The sequence below is a fragment of the Metapseudomonas resinovorans genome (assembly GCF_002003485.1).
Taxonomy (GTDB): Bacteria; Pseudomonadota; Gammaproteobacteria; order Pseudomonadales; family Pseudomonadaceae; genus Metapseudomonas; species Metapseudomonas resinovorans_D.
In genome coordinates, this window is record NZ_BDMA01000057.1 from 143,572 (window position 1) to 169,349 (window position 25,778).

Sequence of the window (25,778 nt, forward strand, 5' to 3'; positions counted from 1 at the left end):
TCTGTCACATGACCGACCTTCATATGCCAGCCAGCGACCGATCAGGTAGAATGCGGCCCTTTCCTAGCACCGATCCTTAAGAGGACCGCCATGTTCAGCCGTGATTTGACCCTCGCCCGCTACGATGCCGACCTGTTCGCCGCCATGGAGCAAGAAGCCCTGCGCCAGGAAGAGCACATCGAGCTCATCGCCTCCGAGAACTACACCAGCCCGGCGGTGATGGAAGCCCAGGGCTCCGTGCTGACCAACAAGTACGCCGAAGGCTACCCGCACAAGCGCTACTACGGTGGTTGCGAGTACGTCGACATCGTCGAGCAACTGGCCATCGACCGCGCCAAGGAACTGTTCGGCGCCGACTACGCCAACGTCCAGCCGCACGCCGGCTCCCAGGCCAACAGCGCCGTCTACCTGGCCCTGCTCAGCGCCGGTGACACCATCCTCGGCATGAGCCTGGCCCACGGTGGTCACCTGACCCACGGCGCCAGCGTCAGCTCCTCCGGCAAGCTGTACAACGCTGTGCAGTACGGCATCGATGCCAACGGCCTGATCGACTACGACGAAGTCGAGCGCCTGGCCGTCGAGCACAAGCCGAAGATGATCGTCGCCGGCTTCTCCGCCTACTCCCAGGTCCTGGACTTCCCGCGCTTCCGCGCTATCGCTGACAAGGTAGGCGCCTACCTGTTCGTCGACATGGCCCACGTTGCCGGCCTGGTCGCCGCTGGCGTCTACCCGAACCCGGTTCCGTTCGCCGACGTGGTCACCACCACCACCCACAAGACCCTGCGCGGTCCGCGTGGCGGCCTGATCCTCGCTCGCAAGAACGAAGAGATCGAGAAGAAGCTGAACTCCGCCGTATTCCCGGGCGCCCAGGGTGGCCCGCTGGAGCACGTGATCGCCGCCAAGGCCGTGTGCTTCAAGGAAGCCCTGCAGCCTGAGTTCAAGACCTACCAGCAGCAGGTCCTGAAGAACGCCCAGACCATGGCCCAGGTCTTCATCGACCGTGGCTTCGACGTGGTTTCCGGCGGCACCCAGAACCACCTGTTCCTGCTGTCGCTGATCAAGCAGGACATCACCGGTAAAGACGCCGACGCCGCCCTGGGTCGCGCCTTCATCACCGTGAACAAGAACTCGGTGCCGAACGATCCGCGTTCCCCGTTCGTCACCTCCGGCCTGCGTATCGGCACCCCGGCGGTCACCACTCGTGGCTTCAAGGAAGCCGAGTGCCGCGAACTGGCTGGCTGGATCTGCGACATCCTCGAGAACATGGGCGACGAGTCCGTGATCGACGCGGTTCGCGAGAAGGTCAAGGCCATCTGCGCCAAGCTGCCGGTTTACGGCAAGTAAGCGACAGCGCAACGAAGAAGCCCGGCAAATGCCGGGCTTTTTTATGGGTGTTCAGCACATACGGGATCGGCACTCCGGCGCGTTCGGCCTCCCGAAGGGGCGGAGTCGCTGTCCCCATCTGCAGACCTTCAGGCAATACGTGTGCATCAGCACTGCTCTGCCACGTCCGGCGTGAGTCACCCCTCTACCTCTGGGAGAGGGGCCGGGGGTGAGGGAAGCCCAGCTCACTCACTCTTGCCAACCCAGTGTGAAAAGTCGCCTTTGACCCCAGCCATGCTCCGCCCCCGGTGGAAAGGACCTCACCAGCCTCCAGCCCTCACCCACCAGTACGCGCCGCCTTGATCTGCTGCCACAACGCATCAACCCTCTCCTTCTGCGCCGGCGTCAGGCGCTCCAGCAGGTACAGCCGCTTACGCTCGGCCTGGTTGGGCACCAGCATCGGCTGCTCCTTCGCCAGCCGGGCCATTTCCGGCGAGTCGGCCTTCAGTGGCGAGTAGAAATGCGATGCCAGGGCGTTGCGGCGGGCGTTATCCGGCTGCAGCAGGAAGTCGATGAAGCGATAGGCCAGGTCCGGCCGCGCAGCGTTGGCGGGAATGGCCAGGCTGTCGATGAACACCAACGCACCTTCATCGGGAATCCGGAAGCGCAGGGCCGGGTTCTTCTCCGCAGCCGTCAGCGCATGTCCGACCCAGGCCATGGCCACGCAGAGCTTGCCGCTGGCGAGGTCGGCGACGTAACCGTCGTTGTCCAGGTTGCGAATCTGCCCCTGCATGGCCAGCAGTTGCTTGCCGGCCTGATCGACCTGCCGGGTACCACCCTTGCTCAGGTTGCGACCCCGATAGTTGAGCCAGAGCGACAGGGTTTCCTCCGGCGCATCCAGCATCCCCAGGCCGCAGCTCGCCAGGCGCGTTCGTTGCTGCTCGTCGAAGAGCAGGCTCCAGCTGTTCGGCAAGGTGCCGCCAAGCGCTGCTTCGGCCAGGGACGGATTGCTTACCAGGCCCACCGATCCCCAGAGATAGGGCACCACGTAGCGGTTCGCCGAATCGAATCCGGCCAGCATGGCCAGCAGTGCCGGGTCCAGGCTGCCGTAATGGGGCAACAGGCTGAAGTCCAACGGCTGCAGGCGCTTTTCGCCCATCAACCGCGTGAGCTGGAAATGCGAGGGCACGACCAGGTCGTACGGCGTCGCCCCGGCCAGGGCCGCATCCAGATCGGCGGCGGTATTGAAGGTGGTGTACTCGACTCGCACCCCGCTCTCACGCTGGAAGGCCGCGAGCACGTCGGGATCGATGTAGTTGGTCCAGTTGTAGACCCGCAGCACCTCCTCGGCCTGGGCAAAGCCGGCCAGCAAGCTGCACAGCAACAGGCAGAACGTCTTCTTCATGGTTCCCTCCCGCCCTGCTCCCATGAGGGCTGGGGAGGATTTAAACGATCACCAGCGGCATCGTCATGGCCGTGCCTGCCAGTCGCTTGTGTCTGTCTGCCGGATTGTCGGGAATACGAACCAGGTCGCGCCGGGCCCTACGGCGCTTGCGTCTGACTGCCGTTCTCCGGCCCGATCACGCTACGTCCGGTGCAAAAAAAAGCGCCACGACAATACGTGGCGCTCCTGCCTCCGCCTTTCAGCTCAGCAACAACGTATGGGCCGTCCCTTGCCACCGCCGTAGCGCGCCTCCTGGCGCTCGCGGAAGAACTCCTCGTAAGTCATGACCGGCTTGTCCGGATGCTTGTTGTGCATGTGCTCGACGTAATTGTCGTAGTCGGGCATGCCCACCAGCATGCGCGCGGCCTGGCCGAGGTATTTGCCCATGCGACTCAGGTCATTGAACATGCGCGCGGCCTCCTCAGGCGTCCGGAATCGGCTGGAACGGCGCTTCCTTGTCGGTGCGCTCCGGTTTCATCCAGGCGCTGCGGCCCACCTTGAGCGCGTAGAACAGCACGCTCAGCACCACGAAGAGGAACAGCACGGTCAGGGTAGCGTTGGTGTAGGCGTTGAAGATCACGTGCTGCATCTGCGTGATGTCCTTGGCCGGGGCCAGGATCTGGCCAGCATCCAGCGCATCGCTGTACTTTTTGGCCAGGGCCAGGAAGCCCACCGCCGGGTTCGGGTCGAGCAGCTTGATCACGCCTGCGGTGGTGGTGCAGATCAGCAGCCAGGTGGCAGGAATCAGCGTCACCCACACATAACGCTGGCGCTTCATCTTGATCAGCACCACGCAGCCCAGCATCAGGGCGATGCCCGCCAGCATCTGGTTGGAGATGCCGAACAGCGGCCACAGGGTATTGATGCCGCCCAGCGGGTCGATCACACCCTGGTACAGCAACCAGCCCCACAGCGCCACGCAGCCAGCGGTGGCGATGACGTTGGCGGTCCAGGACTCGGTTTTCTTCAGCGCCGGGACGAAGTTGCCCAGCAGGTCCTGCAGCATGAAGCGACCGGCACGGGTACCGGCGTCCACCGCGGTGAGGATGAACAGCGCCTCGAAGAGAATCGCGAAGTGGTACCAGAAGGCCATGGTGTTCTCACCCGGCAGCACCTGGTGAAGGATCTGCGCGATGCCCACGGCCAGGGTCGGCGCACCGCCGGCGCGGGCCAGGACGGTGTGTTCGCCGATGTCACGGGCAGTCGCCTCCAGTTGCTCTGGCGTGATGGCGAAGCCCCAGCCACTGACCGTCGCGGCCACGCTGGCGACATCCGCACCGACCACCGCGGGCGGGCTGTTCATGGCGAAGTACACGCCCGGCTCGATCACCGAGGCAGCGACCATGGCCATGATGGCGACGAAGGACTCCATCAGCATGCCGCCGTAACCGATGTAGCGGGCGTGGGACTCACTGGCCAGCAGCTTGGGCGTGGTGCCGGAGCTGATCAGCGCATGGAAGCCGGAGACCGCGCCACAGGCAATGGTGATAAACAGGAACGGGAACAGGGTGCCCTTCCACACCGGGCCGGTGCCGTCGACGAACTGGGTCAACGCCGGCATTTTCAGTTCCGGCATGGTGATCAGAATGCCAATGGCCAGCGCGATGATGGTGCCGATCTTCAGGAAGGTCGACAGGTAGTCACGCGGGGCGAGGATCAGCCACACCGGCAGAACGGCGGCCACGAAGCCATAGCCGATCAGCATCCAGGTGATCTGCACGCCGGTGAAGGTGAACGCCGGGCCCCAGACCGGGTCGGCGGCCACCTGGCCACCGAGCCAGATGGAGGTGAGCAGCAACGCCACGCCGACGACGGAAATCTCTCCGATACGGCCGGGGCGGATATAGCGCATGTAGATGCCCATCAGCATCGCAATGGGGATGGTCGCCATCACGGTGAACATGCCCCACGGGCTTTCCGCCAGGGCTTTCACCACGATCAGCGAGAGCACCGCGAGGATGATGATCATGATCAGGAAGGCGCCGAACAGCGCGATGGTGCCGGCCACCTGGCCCATCTCCTCGCGCACCAGTTCGCCCAGGGAGCGACCATCACGGCGGCTGGAAATGAACAACACCATGAAGTCCTGCACCGCACCGGCCAGGACAACGCCGGAGATCAGCCAGAGCGTGCCGGGCAGGTAGCCCATCTGTGCGGCGAGTACCGGGCCCACCAGTGGGCCAGCGCCGGCGATGGCGGCGAAGTGGTGGCCGAAGAGCACGTGCTTGTTGGTCGGAACGTAATCCAGACCGTCGTTATGGATGATCGCCGGTGTGGCACGGGCGGGATCGAGTTGCATCACCCTGTTGGCGATGAACAGGCTGTAGTAGCGGTAGGCAACCAGGTAAAGGGCAACGGCGGCCACCACTATCCACAGGGCGTTGATCGCTTCGCCGCGACGCAGCGCGACGACGCCCAGAGCACAGGCGCCGACTACAGCCAGCACTGCCCAGGGCAGGTGGCGCAGGACGCTGTTGTTATTGTTCATAGGAAGCTCCGAATGGATGGACAGACAAGCTGCCGCACAAGCTTAGTCCGTCTGGAGGCAACCGTTGGCCGGCCACCGTCTGCAACGCCCCTTTGCGCGACCGGGGGCTAGAAAAAAGCCGGGCATTGCCCGGCTCTTTTATGCGTTGCGGAACTTAACTCGGCTGCTTGGCGTAACGGGCCAGTTGCTGGTCTCGGCTCATCACGTCCAGGGTCGCGGCCAGTACTTGTTCGCCGGTGACGTCCGCCCCGGAGAAGATGGTGGAGAAATTGGCGTGAGTGACCTGGGCGAAGTGGGCGCGGTCGCCCTGCTCGATCCCCAGCAGGGTCGCGTAGGCATCCAGCGCTTCACCCTGACCTTGAGCCATGTCTTCGGCGATGTTGTCCAGCATGCCGTTCATGGCCAGCAGGGAACGGCCGCCATAGCCAATGCGGACGCTGGAGTCGCAACCGTTGGTGCCCGACGTCAGGCCGAAGGTGGCGTTGCCCGACGTACCGTTGGTGGTGGTGGCCAGCAGGTGTGGCACAAGGCCGCGCTGACCTTCGAAGACCATCTGGCCCCAACCGCAGCCGCCACCCCCGGCCTGGTCGGCTTGGGCAGCCAGACTCGCCGCACTCAACAGGCCTACGATCAACCCCTTGCTCAGCAGTCGCTTATCCATATTCTGCGCTCCGCATGGATTTATAGAGAAACCGCCTAAGCAGCTTTGGTGACGGATGGGTAACTGTCAAACCAGCGCCGGCAGGCCTTGCCGGCGCGTGGGAATGCGGATGTAATTCGCCGCATTCCGGCTCGAATGCCCAAGGACTCCGCCCCCCGTGCGCGTCGCATCCATGCCTGTCTTTCATCTACGTGTCGCCCTCGCCCTTCTGCTGCTCCTCGCCTCAGGCTGCCGGCCGGAAGCTCCGCCCGCGCTCGACCAGCAACTCTATATCTGGCAACGGCAATGGCGACCCGCCCATGCCGAAGCCCTGGCCGCCAGCCGCAGCGACTTTTCCATGCTGCGGGTGCTCGCCGCCCAGGCCCATCCCGGTGCCGGCTGGTCTCGCATCAGGGTGAATGCCCGGATGCTCCGGACCGATGGCCGACCGCTGGTGGCCGTGGTGCGCCTGGATGGCCAGCTGCCGGAGCTGGACCTGCAGCGCACCCGCGACGCTATCCTCGCGCTAATGGAAGACTGGCGCGCACAGGGCCTCGCCGTGCAAGGCCTGGAGATCGACCACGACTGCGCCAGCGCGCGCCTGCCGGGCTATCGCGCCTTCCTCCATGACCTGCGCCCGGCACTGCCACCTGAGCTGAAACTCAGCATTACCGCCCTGCCCGCCTGGCTCGACAGCCCCACTCTTCCGGACCTGCTGCGCGAGGTGGACAGCAGCGTGCTGCAGGTCCATGCGGTCAGCGCACCCGCGAGCGGTCTTTTCGACCCTGCCCGCGCCCTGGTCTGGGCACGGCGCTGGAGCCAGGTCACCGAGCGCCCCTTCCAGCTCGCCTTGCCCGCCTATGGCATTGCCCTGGTCAATGGCCAGGTGGAAAGCGAAAGCCCGTTGGCGCTGGCTGGCCCGCGCCACGAACTTCAAGCAGACCCGCAGCAACTGGCCGAGCTCCTCGCCGACTTGAGGCAGAAACGTCCCGAGCGCCTGGCTGGCGTCATCTGGTTCCGCCTGCCACTGGAAGGCGACCGCCGCGCCTGGCCACTCACGACCCTCAAGGCCGTGGCGCGCGGCGAAAGCCTGTACGCAGATGTCCAGCCAAAGATCCATCAGCGTGGGCCGCTCCATGAACTGGCCATCGCCAATCAGGGAAACCTGACCGCCACGCTGCCCCAACGCATCGAACTGCCGGCGCAAGCCTGCGACTCCGCCGATGCCCTCGCCGGCTATCGCCTGGAACGCACGGCCAACGCGCTGGTGTTCACCCGTCATACCGAAGGCCAGCTTACTGCCGGCCAGCAGCGCGCCCTGGGTTGGGCACGCTGCCAGCAAATCGATCAAGGAGGATCCCATGTCGACCCCTGAACCCCGCCGGCGTCTGGCCCTGGCCATCGCACTTTGCCTGCCGCTAATGAGTGCCCAGGCCTGCGGACCAGACTTCCCCCTGAGCCTGCTGGGCGACCGCGCCCAGACCCTGGCCGAACTTCCCGAAGGCAATTTCGCCTTTGAAGCCGCACGCCTGGGCAAGCCTGTACCGGGCCTCGGCCAGTCCGGGGATGCCACCCTGGTGGGCTATTGGGACGACGGTGGAGAGCGATACCTCCAGCAGCGCGACGAGATCGAGCAGAAGGAACTGGGAGACACCCTCTACCAGCAGGTGAAACGCCTACGAACGCTGGCCGACGCCAGCCAGGTGGAAGACCAGGGCCAGGAGCTGCCCACCGAACTGCGCCTCTACAGTGCCGGCGCAGTGGCCTTTGCCCAGCAGGACTACCTGCTGGCCAGCGCCTACTTCCGCCGCGTGCTGGAACTCCCGGCAGACCAGCGCCGCTTGCGCGGTACCTGGGCCGCTTACTCGCTCGGACGTGCCCAGGCCAGCCTGAGCCGTCCCGACGGCGTCCCCGTCGAAGAAGCCCGGCGCAGCGAGGAAGATCAGCGCCTGTTCATGGAGGACGCCGCCCAATCCGCACGGGAAGCGTTCCAGCAGACTCGCCAGCTCGCCATCCAGGGCTATGCCGACCCGCTGGAACTGGGCATTGCCAGTCTCGGTGAGGAAGCCCGCCTGGCCTATCTGGCCGGTGACTGGGCCAGCGCCATCCGTCTCTACGCCAGCCAGACCGCCCATCGATCCAGTACCGGCTACAGCTCCCTGCGCCAGCTCGCCGGCGAACTGGCGCGGATGCCCAGCGAAGAGCTGGCACCGCTGCTGGCACTGCCTGAAGTCCAGCAACTGCTCACGGCCCGCCTGCTCAGCCGCATCGACGGCGAGCAGAGCGGTGATGAACGCATCAGCACGCTGCTGATCGAGAACGCCGGTGCCGATCTGGCCAACGCCGATCGCCTGGCGGCGCTGAGTTACCAGTTCGGTCGCTATGCCGACGCCGAGCACTTCGTCGCCAAGGCAGGCGACAGTGGCCTTGCCTGGTGGCTGCGGGCCAAGCTGGCCCTGCGCGATGGCGACTCCACTCGCGCGACTGAAGCCTATGCCAAGGCCGCCCGCGCCTTCCCCAAGGACGAAGACTGGGGCTACCGGCGCACCGCGAACTGGGACTGGGAGGACGTGAAGCCGCGCTGCCGCGTGGACGGCGAGAACGCCATCCTTTCGCTCCAGCGCGGCGACTATCTGGATGCCTTCGACCTGCTCTGGCGCACCGGCGAAATCTACTGGTGGGACAGCGCCACCACCGCCGAACGTGTGCTCACCCTGGAAGAACTCAAGGGCTATGTCGACGCCAAGGTGCCTGCCCCAGAGCCGCAGACGGCGGAAGAGCGCGAGAACTACCAGCCACGCCCGGTCGCCTCCCAGCTGCGCAACCTGCTGGCCCGGCGACTGCTCCGCGAAGGCCACTATGCCGAGGCATTGCCCTACTTCGACGGCGATGAACTACGCGACGCCGCCCGTCGCTATGGCCAGGCCCGCGAAGAGGCGGAAAACCGCTGGACCGCTACCGGGCGCGCCGAAGCGCTCTATGAGGCCGCACTGATCGCCCGCGAACAGGGCATGGAGCTGTTGGGCTACGAGATGTCGCCGGACTTCCACAGCCTGGGTGGTTCCTTCGCCCTACTTCAGGTCGGGCAGCAGCAGCCAGGCGACCTGCTGAGCGCGGACGAGGTCAATCGGCAGAACGAAAACCTCGCTCGGCCCAACAACCGCTATCACTATCGCTGGGTCGCCGCGCAACTGGCCGGCCGCGCCGCCGACCAACTGCCACAAAGCAGCCAGGCCTTCGCCGCGGTGCTGTGCAAGGCCACCGGTTTCCTGCTCAGCAGCAACCTGAAAGACGCGCGGAGCTACTACCTGCGCTACGTGGAAGATGGTCCCTACGTACCCTGGGCGGCCAACTTCGGCCGCAACTGCGAAGCACCGGACTTCGACGCTGCCGAAAAACGCGTCTGGGAAGAGCGCGGGAACGGGTTACGCACCCGCTTGCGCCCTTACAAGTACCTGCTGGTCGGGGCCGGCGCGCTGGTGGTTGCCCTGTCGATTTTCTGGATCAGGCGTCGCCGCGGCGAATGAACAGCCCGGAGAGCCTTGGCTATAGTGGATGAAATCTCGCAGGAGCATGACCATGAGTGAAACCGCCAACGATCGTCGGCGCTTCCACCGCATCAACTTCGACGCCGCCACCACAATCACCCAGGGCGACAACCGCTGGACGGCGGAGCTGCATGACATTTCCCTCAAGGGATTGCTGGTGATCCGTCCGGCGGACTGGGATGGCGATCCGGCAAGCCTGTTCGATGTGCGGGTCGATCTGGGCGCAGACGCCAAGGTCGAGATGGAAGTGGAACTGACCCGCGCCCAGGGCGACCAGCTCGGCTTCATCTGCCGTCATATCGACCTGGACTCCATCAGCCACCTGCGCCGCCTGGTAGAACTCAACCTGGGCAGTGAAGAACTGCTGGAACGTGATCTGACCGCGCTGGGTGAGCAATAGCCCGTCGGCAGCCGCTTCTTGTAGGGGCGATTTCAATCGCCAAGCAGACCGCAGGTCTGCCAAAAGCCCCTCTCCCCAACCCTCTCCCGCAAGCGGGAGAGGGAGTCGTCCGTGCAGATTAAATGCTGCTCGCTTTTCCTGTGGGGGCGATTTCAATCGCTAAGCAGACCGCAGGTCTGCCAAAGTTTCTCACCTCAACCCCGCTCCCCACTACTCGAACAGCGCATCCAGCGCCTGTTCCAGGCGTGTCACCGCAACCACGGTGAGGCCCGGCGGATCTTCCTTGGGGGCGTTGCCCTTGGGCACGATCGCCCGCTTGAAACCATGCTTCGCGGCTTCCTTCAGGCGTTCCTGACCGCTCGGCACCGGGCGCACCTCACCGGACAGCCCCACTTCGCCGAACACCAGCACGTCATGGGCCAGGGGGCGGTTGCGCAGGCTGGAGATGATGGCGGAGATCAGAGCGAGGTCGGACGCGGTCTCCAGTACCTTCACGCCACCCACCACGTTGAGGAACACATCCTGGTCATAGGTCGGGATGCCGCCGTGCCGGTGCAGGACCGCCAGCAGCATGGCCAGGCGGTTCTGATCCAGGCCCAGGGTCACCCGCCGCGGATTGGCCAGGTGGCTGGTGTCCACCAGCGCCTGTACCTCCACGAGCATGGGCCGCGAGCCCTCCCAGGTGGCCATCACCACGCTGCCGGGCACGGATTCCTGGGCCCGTGTGAGGAAGATCGCCGAGGGGTTGGAAACCTCCTTCAGGCCCTTGTCGGTCATGCCGAACACACCCAGCTCGTTGACCGCGCCGAAGCGGTTCTTCACCGCCCGCAGCAGGCGCAGGCGGCCGTCGGACTCGCCCTCGAAATAGAGCACCGTGTCCACCATGTGCTCCAGCACGCGTGGCCCCGCCAGGGCGCCTTCCTTGGTCACATGGCCGACCAGGAAGATCGCCGTGCCGCTCTGTTTGGCGAACCGCACCAGCAGCGCCGCGCTTTCGCGGACCTGCGCAACCCCGCCGGGGGCCGACTGGAGTTGCTCGGTGAAGATGGTCTGGATGGAGTCGATCACCATCACCTTGGGCTTCTCCACCCGCGCGGTGGCGATGATGCTTTCGATGCAGGTCTCGGTCATCACCTTGAGTTTGTCTTCCGGCAAGCTCAGGCGGCGGGCACGCATGGCCACCTGTTGCTGGGATTCCTCGCCAGTGACATAGAGCGCAGGGAAGCGCGCTGCGATGTTGCAGAGGGTCTGCAAGAGGATGGTGGATTTGCCGATGCCGGGATCACCGCCAATCAGCACCACCGAGCCGTCCACCAGACCGCCGCCGAGCACGCGGTCCAGCTCATTGGAGGCTGTGGAAAAGCGTGGCATTTCCTCGACGCTGACTTCCGCCAGCGTCTTGATCTGCGCTTGCTGGCCGGTCCAGCCAGTACGCCCGCTCGACGTGGCGGCGGCCCCCTCCAGCACGGTTTCCACCAGGGTGTTCCAGGCCCCGCAATCAGCGCACTGGCCGGCCCATTTGGGGAAAGTGGCGCCGCACTCGGTGCAGCCGTACATGCGTTTGGCCTTGGCCATCAGCGGACTCCGTCAAAAACACGAAAGCCCGCATGATAGCGGATCAATCCCGGCAACCGCCGCCGCAGTTGCAGCATTGGCCGCTGGCGCGTCGACGCTGGCGTTCGAGGTCCTCAAGCAGACCATCCAGGCGCATGTGAAGCATGGTCAGGCTGGAGCCGTCTGACGGCTCGCTGCCCTCTTCCACGCGGCGGATGCGGAGTTGCAACAGGTCGAGCTGACTTTGCAGGCGGCCCAGACGTTCGATGGCTTCCAGGCGCTCAGGGGAAATGGACGACGCAGGCATCATGCCCACGCCGGACATCAGGATGGAGGCGGTCATGGCAAAGGCTCCGGGAAGAAATGATGGTGCCCAGCCTATGCCCCTACTCGTCCAGCCCTGTTGACCCCGATCAAATCAAGGCGTCAGCCCTTGGCGCTCCTGAGCATTCGGGCGATTTCATCTTTCAAGGCGACCCTTTGCACCTTCAGACCGTGCAGGGCGCTGTCATCGAGGGCCTTGTTGCCGTCCTCGACTTCGTAGATTTGCGAATCCAGATCCTGGTACTCCCCCGCCAACCGGGCAAAGTGCGCATCGCTTTGCAGCAGTGCGCGCATGGTGTCCTTGAACTCCGGGAATTCACGGTTGAGCGGGTGGTGTTCTAGTGGCATGGCAGCGACCCTCCTCTTGCAGCCTCCCTCTCAGGCTAGACCAGGGACCACAGGCGGAAAGCGCCGCCTGACGGAAACTCCGCCGGACTTGGCACTGCGGCCGCCGCGCCCTAGCATGTGCGCCGGCACAAGGAGGTGGCCGTCGCTGGCAGCCTCGACCCGCTGAATTACACTTCAGCGTTGAATCCAGAACCTCAGGGAGTGAAACATGAGCTTGCTCAACGAATTCAAAGCCTTCGCCGTCAAAGGCAATGTGGTCGACATGGCCGTGGGCATCATCATCGGCGCCGCCTTCGGCAAGATCGTCTCGTCGTTCGTGGGCGATGTGATCATGCCGCCCATAGGCCTGCTGATCGGCGGGGTCGACTTCTCCGACCTGGCCATCACCCTCAAGGCCGCCGAGGGCGAAATCCCGGCTGTGATGCTGAGTTATGGCAAGTTCATCCAGACCATCCTCGACTTCGTGATCGTCGCCTTCGCGATCTTCATGGGGGTGAAGGTGATCAACAAGCTCAAACGTGAAGAGGCCGCCGCTCCCGAGCTGCCGCCGACGCCGACCCCCGAGGAAACCCTGCTGACCGAGATCCGTGACCTGCTGAAATCGCAGCAGGACAGGCAGCCCTGACGGGCATCGCAAAAATGACAACGGCGCCTCATCGGCGCCGTTTTTGCCTTTACCTGTAGGGGCGAATTCATTCGCCATGGGCCGCGCAGCGGCCCCCGGGGCATGCAGGGCGGACCTGCGGTCCGCTTGGCGAATGAATTCGCCCCTACAAGGCCTTCCCGACCTACGCCATCGGCTTCAGGAACAGCCGATTGACCCGCCGTTCCCTCACCTCGATCACTTCCAGCTGCCACCCTTCGACCTCGAGGGAGTCACCGATGACCGGCAGGCGATCCAGCAGGCTCATCGCCAGCCCCGCGAGGGTCTGGTAGTCCTCGCCGGGTTTGGCGGAAAAGCCGACACGCTCCCCCAGCAGGCTCAGGTTCACCGCACCGCTGACCTTCCAGCCGCCGTCGCACGGCTCGATATCCAGGCCGTCCACCTCGCTGGCGTCGGGCAGCTCACCGGCGATGGACTCGAGAATGTCGGTCATGGTCAGCAGCCCTTCGAAGCCGCCGAATTCGTTGACCACGAACGCCACGTGGGTGGAGGCCTTGCGCATTTCTTCCAGGGCGCCCAGCACGGAGGCGCTGTCCGGCAGGTTCGGCGGAATCCGCAGCATCTGCTCGAAGTCCGGCTCCTGGCCCTGCAACAGTTCGCGCAGCAGTTCCTTCTTGTGCACGTAGCCGAGGGGCTCGTCCACGTCGCCACTGCGGATCACCAGCAGGCGCGAGTGCGGCGAACGCAGCAGGGCGTCGCGGATGCTTTCGCGCGGCTCGTCGAGGTCGATGCGTCCCACCTCGTTGCGGTTGGTCATCAGGGTCCGGATCGGGCGCTCGGCCAGCCCCAGCACGCCGCTGATCATGATCCGTTCGCGACGGTCGAAGGGCACCTTGCCAATGTCGTCGCCATCCAGCAGGTCGGCGATTTCCTCGCCCACCTCATCAGCCTCGATACCACGCCCACCCAGCAGGCGGAGCACGGCGTGGGCAGTACGCTCACGCACACTGCGGTCGCCCTGGAGCTGGCGCTTGCGGCGCCAGCGCACCAGCTGGTTGGCGGCCTCGATCAGTAACGAGAAACCGATGGCGGCGTACAGGTAGCCTTTCGGAATGTGGAAGCCCAGGCCTTCGGCCGTCAGGCTGAAGCCGATCATCATCAGGAAGCCCAGACACAGCATGATCACCGTGGGGTGGGCGTTGACGAAGGCGGTCAGCGGCTTGCTGGCGATGATCATCAGGCCGATGGACACCACCACCGCGATCATCATCACTTCCAGGTGCTCGACCATGCCCACGGCGGTAATCACCGCGTCCAGAGAGAACACCGCATCCAGTACCACGATCTGCGCCACCACCGGCCAGAACATGGCGTAGGTACGGCTTCCAGCCTGGCTGTGGACACGGCCTTCCAGGCGCTCGTGCAATTCCATGGTGGCCTTGAACAACAGGAACACACCACCGAACAGCATGATCAGGTCGCGACCGGAGAAGCTCTTGTCGAACACCTCGAACAGCGGCGTGGTCAGGGTGACCAGCCAGGAAATACTCGCCAGCAGGCCCAGACGCATCAGCAACGCCAGCGACAGGCCGATCAATCGCGCGCGGTCGCGCTGATGGGGCGGCAGCTTGTCGGCCAGGATGGCGATGAACACGAGGTTGTCGATACCGAGGACGATCTCCAGGACGATCAGCGTCAGCAGGCCCAGCCAAGCCGTGGGGTCAACTATCCATTCCATAGAAATCAGGCTCTCGAACCAGGTTTGCGGGCAGGCGCAAACGACGCCTGCGGGCGTTGCATCGACATGCACGAAGAGTAGGCAGCGGGGAGCTGCAATTCGAATTGGCGTGCGCAGACGCCAGTGGGAAGGGGGGCGGCCGCACCCGGGGTTGCAGGGGGCGGCTTACAACTATCGCTGTCCATTGGTTTCCAGTTCGGATAAACGAACTGCGAATGCTAGGTCAGAAAATCCCCCGCATTAAGCGAGGAATTTTTACCATTCATGTACGAAATCTCTCAGCGACGGCGAAATAAGGGTCTTGGCTCTATTGCCGAACGCCCATAGAGCACGCTCAAACCCATCAATCCTTTCAACGCATCCTCGGCGGATTTGTCCTCACGCACGGCAAAGGCATCGAAGCCACACTGGCGCATGTGGCTGAGCTGGTCCCGCAGCACATCCCCCACCGCGCGCAGTTCGCCACGCCAGCCGAGGCGCACCCGCAACAGGTAGGCCTGGCTGTAGCCACGGCCGTCGCGGAAGCTGGGAAACTCCACGGCGATCAGCGGCAGCGTTTCCGACAGCAGCGGCGCCAGCGGCTCCACCTCGTCATCCGGTTGCAGCAGCAAGCCATCACGACCATCGCGTTCGCGCCAGAGCGCCAACGGCAGGATCAGCGGGCCATCGGGCAACGCTTCTCCGGGCTCGCGCACCAGCGTCCACGGGTCGCTCTCCATCAGCCGGGCCTGGCCGTCCAGTAGCTTGATCAGGTTGTTCATGCCGGCACCTCCGCCTTGGCGTAGACCCGTTCCTTGAAGGGCTCCAGACCGATACGCCGCACGGTATCGACGAAGCGCTCGTCCGGTTCGCGGTAATCGCGGAAGGTGGCCACCACCTTCTCGATGACATCCGGCACTTCGTCGGCACTGAACGACGGGCCGATCACCTTGCCCAGTTCGCTCTGCATGCCCTGGGCGCCGCCGAGGGTGATCTGGTACCACTCGCTGCCCCCCTTATCCACACCAAGAATGCCGATGTTGCCAATGTGGTGGTGGCCGCAGGCGTTCATGCAGCCGGAGATGTTCAGGCTCAGCTCGCCCAGCTCCTGAAGTGCCGCCGGGTCGACGAAGCGCGCCTGGATGGCCTGGGCGATGGGGATGGACTTGGCGTTGGCCAGGGAGCAGTAGTCGCCCCCCGGGCAGGCGATGATGTCGGTAAGCAGGCCAATGTTGGCGGTCGCCAAGCCCCGCTCGCGGGCTAGCAGCCAGAGCGCGTGCAGGTCGGCTTTGCGCACGTCGGGCAGCACCAGGTTCTGTTCGTGGGCGATGCGGATTTCACTGAATCCGAAACGCTCGGCCCAGTCGGCCACCGCTTCCATCTGCGCGGCGGTGACGTCGCCGGGTGGCGCATCCGGCCCCGGCTTGGTGGACAGCACCACAGCGGCGTAGCCCGGCACCTTGTGCGGTTGCAGGTTGCGCGCGCACCAGCGGGCGAAGGCCGGGTCCCGCGCCAGGTGAGTGCCGAAGCCAATATCGGCGTCATCGAGATGGTCGTAGGACGGCGCATCGAAACTGACGGCGACTCGTTGATACTCGTCCTCGGTCAACTCGGCCGGCCCCTCCTTCAGGTGCTGCCACTCGGCTTCCACCTCGCGGGCGAAGGCGTCGATGCCCAACGCCTTCACCAGGATCTTGATCCGCGCCTTGTACTTGTTGTCGCGCCGGCCATGTCGGTTGTAAACCCGCAGGATGGCTTCGACATAGGACAGCAGGTGCCGCCAATGCAGGCCGTCGCGGATCTGCTGGCTGAGGATCGGCGTGCGCCCGAGCCCGCCGCCCACCATCACCCGCAGGCGCATTTCCCCCGCCTCATCGCGGTACAGGTAGAGGCCGATATCGTGCATCTGCACAGCGGCACGGTCCTCTTCGGCGGCGCAGAGGGCGATCTTGAATTTGCGCGGCAGGAAGAGGAATTCCGGGTTGATGGTCGACCACTGGCGAAGGATTTCCGCCAGCGGCCGCGGGTCCAGCAGTTCGTCGGCGGCCACCCCGGCGAAGGCCTCGGTGGTGATGTTACGTACGCAGTTGCCGGAGGTCTGGATGGCGTGCATCTCCACCTCGGCCAGTTGCTGGAGGATGTCCGGCACCTCGGCCAATTCGATCCAGTTGAACTGGATGTTCTGCCGGGTGGTGAAATGGCCGTAGCCGCGATCGTGCGCGCGGGCGATATGCGCCAGGCAACGCAGCTGGTTCGACGACAGGGTGCCGTAGGGAATGGCGACCCGCAGCATGTAGGCGTGCTTCTGCATGTAGAGGCCGTTCTGCAGGCGCAGCGGCAGGAACTCTTCCTCGGACAGCTCGCCGTTGATGCGCCGCGCCACCTGGTCGCGGAATTGCGCCACGCGCTCCTGCACCAGGGCGCGGTCGTAGTCGTCGTAGTGGTACATGCAAGCAGCTCCAGCAAGGCGGGCGGGGGCCTTCACTATGGCTACGCTCTGCAACAGGAAACAGCGCCAGATATGTCAGTAAAAACCATATCAGATCAGCCAGACAGGTAACTTTCGTAGGAGCGAGCTCTGCTCGCGAATGGCCAGGATCGCGAGCAGAGCTCGCTCCTACAGGGACAGCAGCGGTTCGTTTGGAAGGACACTCTCAATCTGAGCTCCAAAAAGCGGGTTTATCTGAGTCTGTTTCCCCGTCGACAGGATTTCCAGAATGGCGGCCGCTCAGTCTTCCCAACCGAAAGGCCCGCACATGAACACCGCAAACCCGGAACCGACCTACGACTACAAGGTGGTTCGCCAGTTCGCCCTGATGACGCTCGTCTGGGGCATCGTCGGCATGGGCATGGGCGTGTTCATCGCCGCCCAGCTCGTCTGGCCGGCGCTGAACCTCGACCTGCCCTGGACCAGCTTCGGCCGCCTGCGCCCGCTGCACACCAACCTGGTGATCTTCGCCTTCGGCGGCAGTGCGCTGTTCGCCACCAGCTACTACACAGTGCAGCGCACCTGCCAGGCGCGGCTGTTCGGTGGCGGGCTTGCCGCCTTCACTTTCTGGGGCTGGCAGGCGTTGGTGGTGATCCTCCTGGTCACCCTGCCTCAGGGCCTGACCACCACCAAGGAATACGCCGAGGTGGAGTTCACCGGCGCGGTGTGGATGGGCATCATCTGGATCGCCTACGCGGTGGTGTTCTTCGGCACCATCATGAAGCGCAAGACCAAACACATTTACGTGGGCAACTGGTTTTTCGGCGCGTTCATCGTGGTCACCGCGATGCTGCACATCGTCAACCACATGGCCATTCCGGTGAGCTGGTTCAAGTCGTACTCGGTCTATTCCGGCGCCACCGACGCCATGGTGCAGTGGTGGTACGGGCACAACGCCGTGGGCTTCTTCCTGACCACTGGCTTCCTCGGGATGATGTACTACTTCATTCCCAAGCAGGCCGGGCGCCCGGTGTACTCCTACCGGCTGTCCATCGTGCACTTCTGGGCGCTGATCACCCTGTACATCTGGGCCGGCCCGCACCACCTGCACTACACCGCCCTACCCGACTGGGCGCAGTCCCTCGGCATGGTGATGTCGATCATCCTGCTGGCGCCGTCCTGGGGCGGCATGATCAACGGAATGATGACCCTCTCCGGGGCCTGGCATAAGCTGCGCGACGACCCGATCCTGCGCTTCCTGGTGGTGTCCCTCGCCTTCTACGGCATGAGCACCTTCGAAGGCCCGATGATGGCCATCAAGACCGTCAACGCGCTGTCCCACTACACCGACTGGACCATCGGCCACGTACACGCCGGTGCCCTCGGCTGGGTGGCGATGATCACCATCGGCTCGCTCTACCACCTGATCCCCCGGCTTTACGGCCGCGCGCAGATGCACAGCATCGGCCTGATCAATGCGCACTTCTGGCTGGCCACCATCGGCACGGTTCTGTACATCGCCTCGATGTGGGTCAACGGCATCACCCAGGGCCTGATGTGGCGCGCGGTCAACGAAGACGGCACCCTCACCTACTCCTTCGTCGAAGCGCTGGAAGCCAGCCACCCCGGCTTCGTGGTGCGCATGGTGGGCGGCATCTTCTTCGTCACCGGCATGCTGCTGATGGCCTGGAACACCTGGCGCACCATCCGCGTGGGCGATGCGCGCACCACCGAAGTGGTGCCGCAGGCGGTGGCCCATGGATAGCGAGAGCGCCTACGCCTTGCTCAGCCTTGCCGCCCTGGCGTTCTTCTACCTCGCCACCCAGGCCTGCCTGGGCGGCAGGAGCCAGCGCCAGCTTGATGAAGCCACCATGCTGCCCTTCGCCGACGACGAGCCCGTGGCCCGGCGCATGGAGCGCGCCACCGGTCGCAGCAGCACGGGGTGTAGTTGTCCGGGGCGGTGTGATGGGGGGTGTGAGCGGCGAATAGAACTGGATGCCTGAGAAGAACACCCGTAGGGGCGAATTCATTCGCCAAGCAGGCCGAAGGTCTGCCCTGCAAAGCCGAAGGGGGCAGCAGAGCTGCCCTTGGCGATTGAAATCGCCCCTACAACCTATTCACCCGCCACACACGCCTACCAGTAATTCTCCACCGCCACCTGCCCGGGCCGGCGGGTCAGGCTGAGGTTCATATCGCGCTTCTTCAGCACGGCGCGGGTGTCATCGATCATCTGCGGATTACCGCAGAGCATCACGCGGCTATGTTCCGGGATCAGTTCCAGGCCGGCGGCGCGTTCCAGCTCGCCGTTCTCGATCAGGGTGGTGATGCGCCCATGCAGCGCGCCGGGTACTTCCTCGCGGGTCACCACGGGGATGTACAGCAGCTTGTCGGCCACACCTTCCAGGTAATCGCGGCTCTTCAGGTCATCGATCAGCGGCTGATAAGCCAGCTCGGCTTCCTGGCGCACGCTGTAGACCAGGATGATGCGCTCGAAACGCTGCCAGACCTCCAGGTCCTGGAGGATCGACAGGAAGGGCGCCAACCCGGTGCCGGTGGCCAGCAGCCAGAGGTCACGCCCATCGGAGAAGCGGTCGAGGGTGAGAAAGCCGAAGGACGTCTTGTCCACCATCAGAGTGTCGCCTTCCTTAAGGCGCGACAGCTCGCTGGTGAATTCGCCTCCCGGCACGACGATGGAGAAGAACTCCAGGTGCTCGTCATGGGGCGCCGACACCATGGAATAGGCGCGCCAGACGGTGCTGCCGTCGGCCTTGGTGACGCCCAGGCGGGCAAACTGGCCGGCGCGGAAGCGATAGCCCGCGTCACGGGTGGTGCGCAGGGTGAACAGGCTGGGCGTCAGGGTCTCTACTTCCAGCAGGGTCTGACGGGTGAACTTCTCTTCGCTGGCGGTCATACTCCGCTCCCACTCTTTCCGATTCGTTCGAAGGCCGCCCCAGTGTCTCGCAAAGCGGCCTTCAGAAACACCGCCGGTTCTTATGCCTATATTTGCTACGCCTTTTGCCCAGCTCGATCTCGTTCGCCAGCCCGAGCAGCAGGACGACCCGCTGCAGGCCTTCGATGCCGCCGATGAGTACCTGCTCAACCACCTGCACGAACAAGGCATCACCGGCGACACGCGCATCCTGGTACTGAACGACAGCTTCGGTGCACTGGCTGCAAGCCTCGCCGCCCACGCCCAAGTCACCAGCAGCGGCGACTCTCACCTCGGCCACATTGCCCTGCAACGCAACCTGGCGCGCAACCAACTGGATGCCGGGTGCGTGCGCTTCGTGCCCGCCAGCGAACGGGCCGACGGTCCGTTCGACCGCGTTCTGGTCCGCGTGCCCAAGACCCTGGCACTGCTGGAAGAACAGCTGATCCGCCTGCATGGCCAGCTCGCTCCCGGCGCCACGGTGGTAGCCGCCGGCATGGTCAAGCACTTGCCCCACGCCGCCGGCGACCTGCTGGCGAAGTACATCGGCCCGATGCAGCCTTCGCTGGCGGTGAAGAAGGCACGTCTGCTGATCGCGACAGCCGAACAGAAGTCGGCTCCGTCCTCGCCCTATCCCACGCGCTATCAGCTGGACCAGCCACGCCTGACGCTGATCAACCACGCCAACGTGTTCTGCCGCGAAGGCCTGGACATCGGCACCCGCGCCTTCCTCCCGCACCTGCCACGCAGCCTGGCGGACATCCGCGCGGCGGACCTTGGCTGCGGCAATGGCGTTCTAGGCATCGTCTACGCCCTGGCCAACCCGCAGGCGCAGATGACCCTGGTGGACGAGTCCTACATGGCGGTGCAGTCGGCGCAGGAAAACTGGCGCGCGGCACTGGGTGATCGCCCGGCGGACATCCGCGCTGGCGACGGCCTGGCCGAACAGCCGGAGGATTCGCTGGACCTGGTGCTGTGCAATCCGCCGTTCCACCAGCAGCAGGTGGTAGGCGATTTCCTCGCCTGGCGCATGTTCGTGCAAGCGCGCGATGCGCTGGTGAAGGGGGGCGAGCTATGGATCGTCGGCAACCGCCACCTGGGCTACCACGCCAAGCTCAAGCGCCTGTTCCGGGGTGTGGAGCAGGTGGCGGCGACGCCGAAGTTCGTGGTGCTCAAAGCGAGCAAGTGACTCCGCGCGGGGCCTGACTACCCTCACCCCAACCCTCTCCCAGAGGGAGAGGGAGCCGTCCGTGCAGAGGGCTGTCAGGGTGCGTCACCCCTCTCCCTTCGGGAGAGGGGCCGGGGCGGGCCGCGTTCGGATGAGGGCAGTTGAACGCCGCTCGGACTCCCGTCAGTGCGTACTCAACCCCGCCGCCGTCATGAACATCCTCAGCAGGTAGGCCACGGCGCCAAGGGCCAGCACGCTGAGGGTCCAGATGCCCACCAGCCAGCCCAGGCGCTGCCACAGCGGTTTCTTCTCTGACTTATCCACAAGGCGCTCCTAGTGGTAGCCGTCTTCCTGGGTCACCTTGCCGCGGAACACGTAGTAGCTCCAGGCGGTGTACATCAGGATGAAGGGGATGATGAACAGCGCCCCCACCAGCATGAAGCCCTGGCTCTGCGGCGGCGCCGCGGCTTCCCAGATGGAGATCGACGGCGGGATCACATTCGGCCAGATGCTGATGCCCAGGCCGCTGTAGCCGAGGAAGATCAGCACCAGGGTCAGCACGAAGGGCGCGTGGTGGGCGTTGTCGGCCACCGCACGCAGCAGTGCCCAGGTGCACACCAGCACCAGGATCGGCACCGGCATGAACCAGAACAGGTTGGGCAGGCTGAACCAGCGGGTGGCGATCTCTTCATGGGCCAGCGGCGTCCAGATGCTGACGATGCCGGTGATGGCCAGCAGCACCAGTACCAGCGGGCGCGCCAGGTCGTGCATCTGCTGCTGCAGGCGGCCTTCGGTCTTCATGATCAGCCAGGTGCAGCCGAGCAGTGCGTAGGCGGCGATCAGGCCCAGGCCGCAGAACATCGGGAACGGCGCCAGCCAGTCCAGCGAACCACCGGCAAAGGTGCGGTTCACCACCGGGATGCCCTCGATGAAGGCCCCCAGCGCGACGCCCTGGAAGAAGGTCGCGGCGATGGAGCCGCCGATGAAGGCCTTGTCCCACAGGTGACGCTTGGCCGGCTTGGCCTTGAAGCGGAACTCGAAGGCGACGCCGCGGAAGATCAATCCCAGCAGCATCAGGATCAGCGGCAGGTAGAGCGCGGAGAGCACGACCGAGTAGGCCAGCGGGAAGGCGCCGAACAGGCCGGCACCGCCCAGGATCAGCCAGGTCTCGTTGCCGTCCCAGACCGGCGCGACGGTGTTCATCATCACGTCGCGCTCGCCGCTGTCCTTGACGAAGGGGAAGAGGATGCCGATTCCGAGGTCGAAGCCATCCATCACCACGTACATCATCACGCCGAAGATGATGATGATGGCCCAGATCAGTGAAAGGTCTACGCCCATGGTTCAGCTCCTTACCTCGGTAGCGTTGTCTTCATCGTCCATACCCTCTGCGGTCGCCGAGAGCGGGCGGGCGGGGGTGCGGTGCTGGCCGGGGCCGCCGATACCCTGTTCCTTGCCTTCGTGGGTGACCGGGCCCTTGCGCACCAGGCGCATCATGTAGCCCAGGCCCGCGCCGAAGAGCACGAAGTACACCACCACGAAGCTCACCAGGGTCAGGCTCATCTGCGTCACGCTGTGGTTCGACACCGCATCGGCCGTGCGCATCAGCCCGTAAACCACCCAGGGCTGGCGGCCCATCTCGGTGGTGAACCAGCCGGCGAGGATCGCGATCAGCCCGGACGGGCCCATCCACAGGCACAAGTAGAGGAACGGCCGGGACTGGAACAGCCCGCCACGCCAGCGCAGCCAGAGGCTCCAGACGCCGGTGAGGATCATCAGCATGCCCAGGCCCGCCATGATGCGGAACGACCAGAACACCACGGTGGAATTGGGCCGGTCTTCCTTGGGGAACTCCTTCAGCGCCGGCACCTGCTTGTCCAGGCTGTGGGTCAGGATCAGGCTGCCGAGGTAGGGAACCTCCACCTTGAAGCGGGTTTCCTCGCGCTCCATGTCCGGCCAGCCGAAGAGGATCAGCGGGGTGGCTTCGCCACTGCTGTTGTCCCAGTGGCCTTCCATCGCGGCGATCTTCGCCGGCTGGTGCTTGAGGGTATTGAGGCCGTGCAGGTCACCGATGAACGCCTGAACCGGCGCCACCAGCAGGGCCATCCACATGGCCATGGAGAGCATCTTGCGGATGCCCGGGTTGTCGCGACCACGCAGCAGGTGCCAGGCCGCCGACGCGCCGACGAAGAAGGCCGTGGCGAGGAAGGCCGCCGTCGCCATGTGCACCAGACGGTAGGGGAACGAGGGGTTGAACACCACGGCGAACCAGTCCACCGGCACCACGCGGCCATCGATGATCTCGAAGCCCTGCGGGGTCTGCATCCAGCTGTTGGAAGCGAGAATCCAGAAGGTGGAAATGATGGTGCCGATGGCCACCATCACCGTGGAGAAGAAGTGCAGGCCCGGTCCCACGCGGTTCCAGCCAAACAGCATCACGCCAAGGAAGCCCGCCTCGAGGAAGAACGCGGTGAGCACCTCATAGGTCAGCAACGGCCCGGTGACCGCGCCGGCGAAGTCGGAGAAGGCGCTCCAGTTGGTGCCGAACTGGTAGGCCATGACCAGGCCGGAAACCACACCCATGCCGAAGTTCACAGCGAAAATCTTCGACCAGAAGTGATAGAGGTCGCGGTAGACCTCCTCGCGGGTCTTCAGCCACAAACCTTCCAGCACGGCGAGGTAGCTCGCCAGGCCGATGGTGATGGCCGGGAAGATGATGTGGAAGGACACGGTGAAGGCGAACTGCATTCGGGCGAGATCGAGAGCCTCCAATCCGAACATGGCAAATCCTCTAAGCAGGTTGATACGGGTGCGGCCCCGCGCGACTCCACCCTATAGAGGATTCGCGCCGGATCGAATTGTTCTTATGGATAGCTGCTGCGACTGGATGCGGGCCAGCCAGGCCCTTCACAAACCCGCGCTGGGGTTTTTGACGCGGATCAATCAATGCATAGAGAGTAGCCGGTCAAGGCATTTAGGAAGCTGTGGTTCGTTGCCGCGCGACAGGTTGCCGCGCGGCCGCGCGCCGCAGAGCTTGGCCAGGGCACACGAAGCTCAATCGTAGGGTGTGCCATGCGCACCGAATCGCGGCTTCAGGCAATGCGCTCCGCCCCCGGCACTGCACGGTGCGCGCGGCGCACCCTACCCTTCGGCGCGGAGTGCTGCGGGGCTGTCCACGTCACGCAAGACGCCCGGATCGTCGACGTCCACTGCCACCCAGGCGGAAGCGTGAGCCCGCAACACGCGCCGCGCCCCTTCGTCGCCGGTCAATTGCTGCAGCTCGGGCCAGAACTCTCGCCCGAACAACACCGGATGACCGCGTTCATCGTGATGGACAGGGAAGACGATGTGGCCCGGCGCCGCCTTGGCAATCAGGGCGCGCAGGCTGGATTCGGCGATCCACGGCATGTCGCCCAGCAGCACGGCGATGGCCTCTCCCCCGCCATCGCCCAGTGCCCGCGCCCCGGCCGCGAGGCTGTGGCCCATGCCCTGCCCGGCGTCCTTGCAAAGGATGATGTTGCAGCCTTCCGGCAGCCCCAATGCAGCCGGATCGTCCTCCGGGCGCAGCACCACATGCACCTCGTCGAACACCGCCTGGGCCCGCTCCAGGCTGGCTGCCAGCAGGGTGCGGCCATCAACCAGCGTGGCGCGGCGCTTGTCGCTGCCAAAGCGGGTGCCGAAGCCGGCAGCGAGGATCAGGGCGGGGACATTGGGCATGCATCAACTCCCGGAGCGAAGAAACTGTGGGGGCGAATTCATTCGCTGTAGGGGCGATTTCAATCGCCAAGCAGGCCGAAGGTCTGCCCTGCAAGACCGAAGGGGGCAGCATAGCTGCCCTTGGCGAATGAATTCGCCCCTACAGGGATTCGCGCGATTGATTCCGTCTGATCAAACCCTTTCCCGCGCAACCCCATTGCGCACCCGCAGGATATCCGCGAGCACCGCCAGAGCGATTTCGGAGGGGGTCTTGCTGCCCAGGTTGAGGCCGATGGGGGCGATGATGCGGCCGAGTTCCGCCTCGTTCAGGCCGCCGATCCGGCGCAGGCGTTCCATACGCTTGGCGCTGGTGGCCATGGAGCCCATCACGCCGATGTAGAAAGCCTCGGTGCGCACTGCTTCGATCATCGCCAGGTCGTCGATCTTCGGATCGTGGGTCAAGGCGACCACGGCGGTGTCGGCATGGCAGCCACCCAGGCGAATGAACTCCGAGGGCAGTTCGCGGCGGATTTCCACGCCCGGCAGCTCGACGCCTTGCAGCGCCTCGTCACGCGGATCGCAGAGCACCACTTCGAAGCCCAGGCTCTGGCCGAACTCGGCGCACACCTGGGCCACCGTGGAATAACCCGCCAGCAGCAGGCGCTGGGCGGCGCCCACGCGCAGGTGCAGTAGATCGCCCTGGCGCTCTACCCGTGGGCCATGCTCGCGGTCCGGCAGGAGACGGCGCGCACCATCGGGCAGGGAAACTTCGCGGATCAGCCGGCGCTGGCCGGCCAGGGCGCTTTCCAGCTCGCGCAGGTGGGCCTGGACATCGCAATCGGAGGGCAGGTTTTCCACCAGCACATCAAGAATGCCGCCACAGGGCAGGCGGATCGACGACTGGGTATCACTGCCATCGCCGTAGCGCACCAGTTGCACCGGTTCGGGGAAAGCGCCGGCGGCCAGGCGTTCGAGGAAGTCATCCTCCACGCAGCCGCCGGATAGCGAACCTATCCAGTGGCCGTCGGCGGTGGCCGCCAGCAGCGAGCCCGGCGCGCGAGGCGCCGAGCCGTAGGTGGCAAGGACGGTGCACAGCCACACGCGCTGGCCGGAAGTCGACCATTCGAGGGCCTTGCGTACCACCAGCAGATCCAGGTGTTGCATCGA

General features: G+C 64.9%; 24 protein-coding genes. 8 read left to right on the forward strand and 16 right to left on the reverse strand.

Annotated features, from left to right (window positions below):
* Positions 1-90 precede the first annotated feature (90 nt).
* Positions 91-1,344 carry a serine hydroxymethyltransferase gene (glyA, locus tag MnOB_RS15520; RefSeq protein ID WP_077525114.1) on the forward strand — a complete coding sequence of 418 codons (1,254 nt, stop codon included), beginning with the start codon at positions 91-93 and terminating at the stop codon, positions 1,342-1,344.
* 316 nt (positions 1,345-1,660) lie between these two features.
* On the opposite strand, the gene MnOB_RS15525 is transcribed toward glyA, so the two are convergent.
* From MnOB_RS15525 to MnOB_RS15540, 4 genes are all read right to left on the reverse strand, one after another.
* Entirely contained in the window at positions 1,661-2,728 is a 1,068-nt protein-coding gene (locus MnOB_RS15525; protein WP_077525115.1) for an extracellular solute-binding protein, read from the reverse strand.
* A gap of 243 nt (positions 2,729-2,971) precedes the next feature.
* Positions 2,972-3,175, reverse strand: a complete 204-nt coding sequence (locus MnOB_RS15530) for a YbdD/YjiX family protein (RefSeq protein ID WP_077525116.1) — start codon at positions 3,173-3,175, stop codon at positions 2,972-2,974.
* 13 nt (positions 3,176-3,188) lie between these two features.
* Entirely contained in the window at positions 3,189-5,255 is a 2,067-nt protein-coding gene (locus MnOB_RS15535; RefSeq protein ID WP_077525117.1) for a carbon starvation CstA family protein, read from the reverse strand.
* 154 nt (positions 5,256-5,409) lie between these two features.
* Complete coding sequence (locus MnOB_RS15540) at positions 5,410-5,916, reverse strand: DUF3015 domain-containing protein (RefSeq protein WP_077525118.1); 507 nt, start codon at positions 5,914-5,916, stop codon at positions 5,410-5,412.
* 172 nt (positions 5,917-6,088) lie between these two features.
* Here MnOB_RS15540 and MnOB_RS15545 point away from each other — a divergent pair, with 172 nt between their 5' ends.
* The 3 genes from MnOB_RS15545 to MnOB_RS15555 are packed head-to-tail and all read left to right on the forward strand — an operon-like array spanning position 6,089 to position 9,843.
* Entirely contained in the window at positions 6,089-7,270 is a 1,182-nt protein-coding gene (locus tag MnOB_RS15545) for a DUF3142 domain-containing protein (RefSeq protein WP_077525119.1), read from the forward strand.
* Positions 7,257-9,422 (forward strand): hypothetical protein, encoded by a 2,166-nt coding sequence (locus MnOB_RS15550; protein WP_077525120.1) that lies wholly within the window; start codon positions 7,257-7,259, stop codon positions 9,420-9,422. The genes MnOB_RS15545 and MnOB_RS15550 overlap by 14 nt, the downstream gene beginning before the upstream one ends.
* Before the next feature lie 52 nt (positions 9,423-9,474).
* A complete protein-coding gene (locus tag MnOB_RS15555) occupies positions 9,475-9,843 on the forward strand; it encodes a PilZ domain-containing protein (protein ID WP_077525121.1) in 369 nt (122 codons plus the stop codon).
* A 210-nt stretch (positions 9,844-10,053) separates the two neighbouring features.
* Here the strand turns inward: MnOB_RS15555 and radA are convergent, their stop codons facing one another.
* The 3 genes from radA to MnOB_RS15570 all read right to left on the reverse strand — a co-directional run bounded on the left by radA (position 10,054) and on the right by MnOB_RS15570 (position 12,069).
* Complete coding sequence (gene radA / locus MnOB_RS15560; protein ID WP_077525122.1) at positions 10,054-11,418, reverse strand: DNA repair protein RadA; 1,365 nt, start codon at positions 11,416-11,418, stop codon at positions 10,054-10,056.
* Positions 11,419-11,461: 43 nt separating this feature from the next.
* A complete protein-coding gene (locus MnOB_RS15565) occupies positions 11,462-11,740 on the reverse strand; it encodes a hypothetical protein (RefSeq protein WP_077525123.1) in 279 nt (92 codons plus the stop codon).
* A gap of 83 nt (positions 11,741-11,823) precedes the next feature.
* Positions 11,824-12,069 carry an HP1242/YdcH family protein gene (locus tag MnOB_RS15570; protein ID WP_077525124.1) on the reverse strand — a complete coding sequence of 82 codons (246 nt, stop codon included), beginning with the start codon at positions 12,067-12,069 and terminating at the stop codon, positions 11,824-11,826.
* Between the two features lie 208 nt (positions 12,070-12,277).
* Here MnOB_RS15570 and mscL point away from each other — a divergent pair, with 208 nt between their 5' ends.
* Complete coding sequence (mscL, locus tag MnOB_RS15575) at positions 12,278-12,694, forward strand: large-conductance mechanosensitive channel protein MscL (protein WP_077525125.1); 417 nt, start codon at positions 12,278-12,280, stop codon at positions 12,692-12,694.
* 163 nt (positions 12,695-12,857) lie between these two features.
* Here mscL and MnOB_RS15580 read toward each other — a convergent pair whose 3' ends face one another.
* The 3 genes from MnOB_RS15580 to MnOB_RS15590 all read right to left on the reverse strand — a co-directional run bounded on the left by MnOB_RS15580 (position 12,858) and on the right by MnOB_RS15590 (position 16,839).
* Positions 12,858-14,411 carry a TerC family protein gene (locus MnOB_RS15580; RefSeq protein ID WP_077525126.1) on the reverse strand — a complete coding sequence of 518 codons (1,554 nt, stop codon included), beginning with the start codon at positions 14,409-14,411 and terminating at the stop codon, positions 12,858-12,860.
* A gap of 278 nt (positions 14,412-14,689) precedes the next feature.
* Positions 14,690-15,172: a DUF934 domain-containing protein gene (locus MnOB_RS15585; RefSeq protein ID WP_077525127.1), complete on the reverse strand. Its 483-nt coding sequence runs from the start codon at positions 15,170-15,172 to the stop codon at positions 14,690-14,692.
* Entirely contained in the window at positions 15,169-16,839 is a 1,671-nt protein-coding gene (locus MnOB_RS15590) for a nitrite/sulfite reductase (RefSeq protein WP_077525128.1), read from the reverse strand. Before MnOB_RS15590 ends, MnOB_RS15585 begins: the two co-directional genes overlap by 4 nt.
* A 307-nt stretch (positions 16,840-17,146) precedes the next feature.
* Between MnOB_RS15590 and ccoN the strand changes: the two genes are divergently transcribed.
* Both ccoN and MnOB_RS15600 read left to right on the forward strand, forming a co-directional pair.
* Positions 17,147-18,583: a cytochrome-c oxidase, cbb3-type subunit I gene (gene ccoN, locus MnOB_RS15595; RefSeq protein WP_077525248.1), complete on the forward strand. Its 1,437-nt coding sequence runs from the start codon at positions 17,147-17,149 to the stop codon at positions 18,581-18,583.
* Entirely contained in the window at positions 18,576-18,821 is a 246-nt protein-coding gene (locus MnOB_RS15600) for a cytochrome Cbb oxidase CcoQ (protein ID WP_107504089.1), read from the forward strand. Before ccoN ends, MnOB_RS15600 begins: the two co-directional genes overlap by 8 nt.
* A gap of 131 nt (positions 18,822-18,952) precedes the next feature.
* On the opposite strand, the gene MnOB_RS15605 is transcribed toward MnOB_RS15600, so the two are convergent.
* Positions 18,953-19,729 carry a ferredoxin--NADP reductase gene (locus MnOB_RS15605; RefSeq protein WP_077525129.1) on the reverse strand — a complete coding sequence of 259 codons (777 nt, stop codon included), beginning with the start codon at positions 19,727-19,729 and terminating at the stop codon, positions 18,953-18,955.
* A gap of 82 nt (positions 19,730-19,811) precedes the next feature.
* Between MnOB_RS15605 and MnOB_RS15610 the strand changes: the two genes are divergently transcribed.
* A complete protein-coding gene (locus MnOB_RS15610; protein ID WP_077525130.1) occupies positions 19,812-20,936 on the forward strand; it encodes a methyltransferase in 1,125 nt (374 codons plus the stop codon).
* Positions 20,937-21,098: 162 nt separating this feature from the next.
* Here MnOB_RS15610 and MnOB_RS15615 read toward each other — a convergent pair whose 3' ends face one another.
* The 5 genes from MnOB_RS15615 to MnOB_RS15635 form a co-directional block, all read right to left on the reverse strand.
* Positions 21,099-21,239 carry a DUF2474 domain-containing protein gene (locus MnOB_RS15615; RefSeq protein ID WP_077525131.1) on the reverse strand — a complete coding sequence of 47 codons (141 nt, stop codon included), beginning with the start codon at positions 21,237-21,239 and terminating at the stop codon, positions 21,099-21,101.
* A 9-nt stretch (positions 21,240-21,248) separates the two neighbouring features.
* Entirely contained in the window at positions 21,249-22,256 is a 1,008-nt protein-coding gene (gene cydB, locus MnOB_RS15620) for a cytochrome d ubiquinol oxidase subunit II (RefSeq protein WP_077525132.1), read from the reverse strand.
* Between the two features lie 3 nt (positions 22,257-22,259).
* Positions 22,260-23,696 (reverse strand): cytochrome ubiquinol oxidase subunit I, encoded by a 1,437-nt coding sequence (locus MnOB_RS15625; RefSeq protein ID WP_077525133.1) that lies wholly within the window; start codon positions 23,694-23,696, stop codon positions 22,260-22,262.
* 360 nt (positions 23,697-24,056) lie between these two features.
* Positions 24,057-24,632 (reverse strand): nucleotidyltransferase family protein, encoded by a 576-nt coding sequence (locus tag MnOB_RS15630; protein WP_077525134.1) that lies wholly within the window; start codon positions 24,630-24,632, stop codon positions 24,057-24,059.
* Positions 24,633-24,803: 171 nt separating this feature from the next.
* Positions 24,804-25,775, reverse strand: a complete 972-nt coding sequence (locus MnOB_RS15635; protein WP_077525135.1) for an XdhC family protein — start codon at positions 25,773-25,775, stop codon at positions 24,804-24,806.
* Between the last annotated feature and the right edge of the window lie 3 nt (positions 25,776-25,778).

Coding starts and splice junctions, on each gene's coding strand:
- glyA (WP_077525114.1), top strand. CDS start 91: ATGTTCAGCCGTGATTTGACCCTCGCCCGCTACGATGCCGACCTGTTC.
- MnOB_RS15525 (WP_077525115.1), bottom strand. CDS start 2,728: ATGAAGAAGACGTTCTGCCTGTTGCTGTGCAGCTTGCTGGCCGGCTTT.
- MnOB_RS15530 (WP_077525116.1), bottom strand. CDS start 3,175: ATGTTCAATGACCTGAGTCGCATGGGCAAATACCTCGGCCAGGCCGCG.
- MnOB_RS15535 (WP_077525117.1), bottom strand. CDS start 5,255: ATGAACAATAACAACAGCGTCCTGCGCCACCTGCCCTGGGCAGTGCTG.
- MnOB_RS15540 (WP_077525118.1), bottom strand. CDS start 5,916: ATGGATAAGCGACTGCTGAGCAAGGGGTTGATCGTAGGCCTGTTGAGT.
- MnOB_RS15545 (WP_077525119.1), top strand. CDS start 6,089: ATGCCTGTCTTTCATCTACGTGTCGCCCTCGCCCTTCTGCTGCTCCTC.
- MnOB_RS15550 (WP_077525120.1), top strand. CDS start 7,257: ATGTCGACCCCTGAACCCCGCCGGCGTCTGGCCCTGGCCATCGCACTT.
- MnOB_RS15555 (WP_077525121.1), top strand. CDS start 9,475: ATGAGTGAAACCGCCAACGATCGTCGGCGCTTCCACCGCATCAACTTC.
- radA (WP_077525122.1), bottom strand. CDS start 11,418: ATGGCCAAGGCCAAACGCATGTACGGCTGCACCGAGTGCGGCGCCACT.
- MnOB_RS15565 (WP_077525123.1), bottom strand. CDS start 11,740: ATGACCGCCTCCATCCTGATGTCCGGCGTGGGCATGATGCCTGCGTCG.
- MnOB_RS15570 (WP_077525124.1), bottom strand. CDS start 12,069: ATGCCACTAGAACACCACCCGCTCAACCGTGAATTCCCGGAGTTCAAG.
- mscL (WP_077525125.1), top strand. CDS start 12,278: ATGAGCTTGCTCAACGAATTCAAAGCCTTCGCCGTCAAAGGCAATGTG.
- MnOB_RS15580 (WP_077525126.1), bottom strand. CDS start 14,411: ATGGAATGGATAGTTGACCCCACGGCTTGGCTGGGCCTGCTGACGCTG.
- MnOB_RS15585 (WP_077525127.1), bottom strand. CDS start 15,172: ATGAACAACCTGATCAAGCTACTGGACGGCCAGGCCCGGCTGATGGAG.
- MnOB_RS15590 (WP_077525128.1), bottom strand. CDS start 16,839: ATGTACCACTACGACGACTACGACCGCGCCCTGGTGCAGGAGCGCGTG.
- ccoN (WP_077525248.1), top strand. CDS start 17,147: ATGAACACCGCAAACCCGGAACCGACCTACGACTACAAGGTGGTTCGC.
- MnOB_RS15600 (WP_107504089.1), top strand. CDS start 18,576: ATGGATAGCGAGAGCGCCTACGCCTTGCTCAGCCTTGCCGCCCTGGCG.
- MnOB_RS15605 (WP_077525129.1), bottom strand. CDS start 19,729: ATGACCGCCAGCGAAGAGAAGTTCACCCGTCAGACCCTGCTGGAAGTA.
- MnOB_RS15610 (WP_077525130.1), top strand. CDS start 19,812: ATGCCTATATTTGCTACGCCTTTTGCCCAGCTCGATCTCGTTCGCCAG.
- cydB (WP_077525132.1), bottom strand. CDS start 22,256: ATGGGCGTAGACCTTTCACTGATCTGGGCCATCATCATCATCTTCGGC.
- MnOB_RS15625 (WP_077525133.1), bottom strand. CDS start 23,696: ATGTTCGGATTGGAGGCTCTCGATCTCGCCCGAATGCAGTTCGCCTTC.
- MnOB_RS15630 (WP_077525134.1), bottom strand. CDS start 24,632: ATGCCCAATGTCCCCGCCCTGATCCTCGCTGCCGGCTTCGGCACCCGC.
- MnOB_RS15635 (WP_077525135.1), bottom strand. CDS start 25,775: ATGCAACACCTGGATCTGCTGGTGGTACGCAAGGCCCTCGAATGGTCG.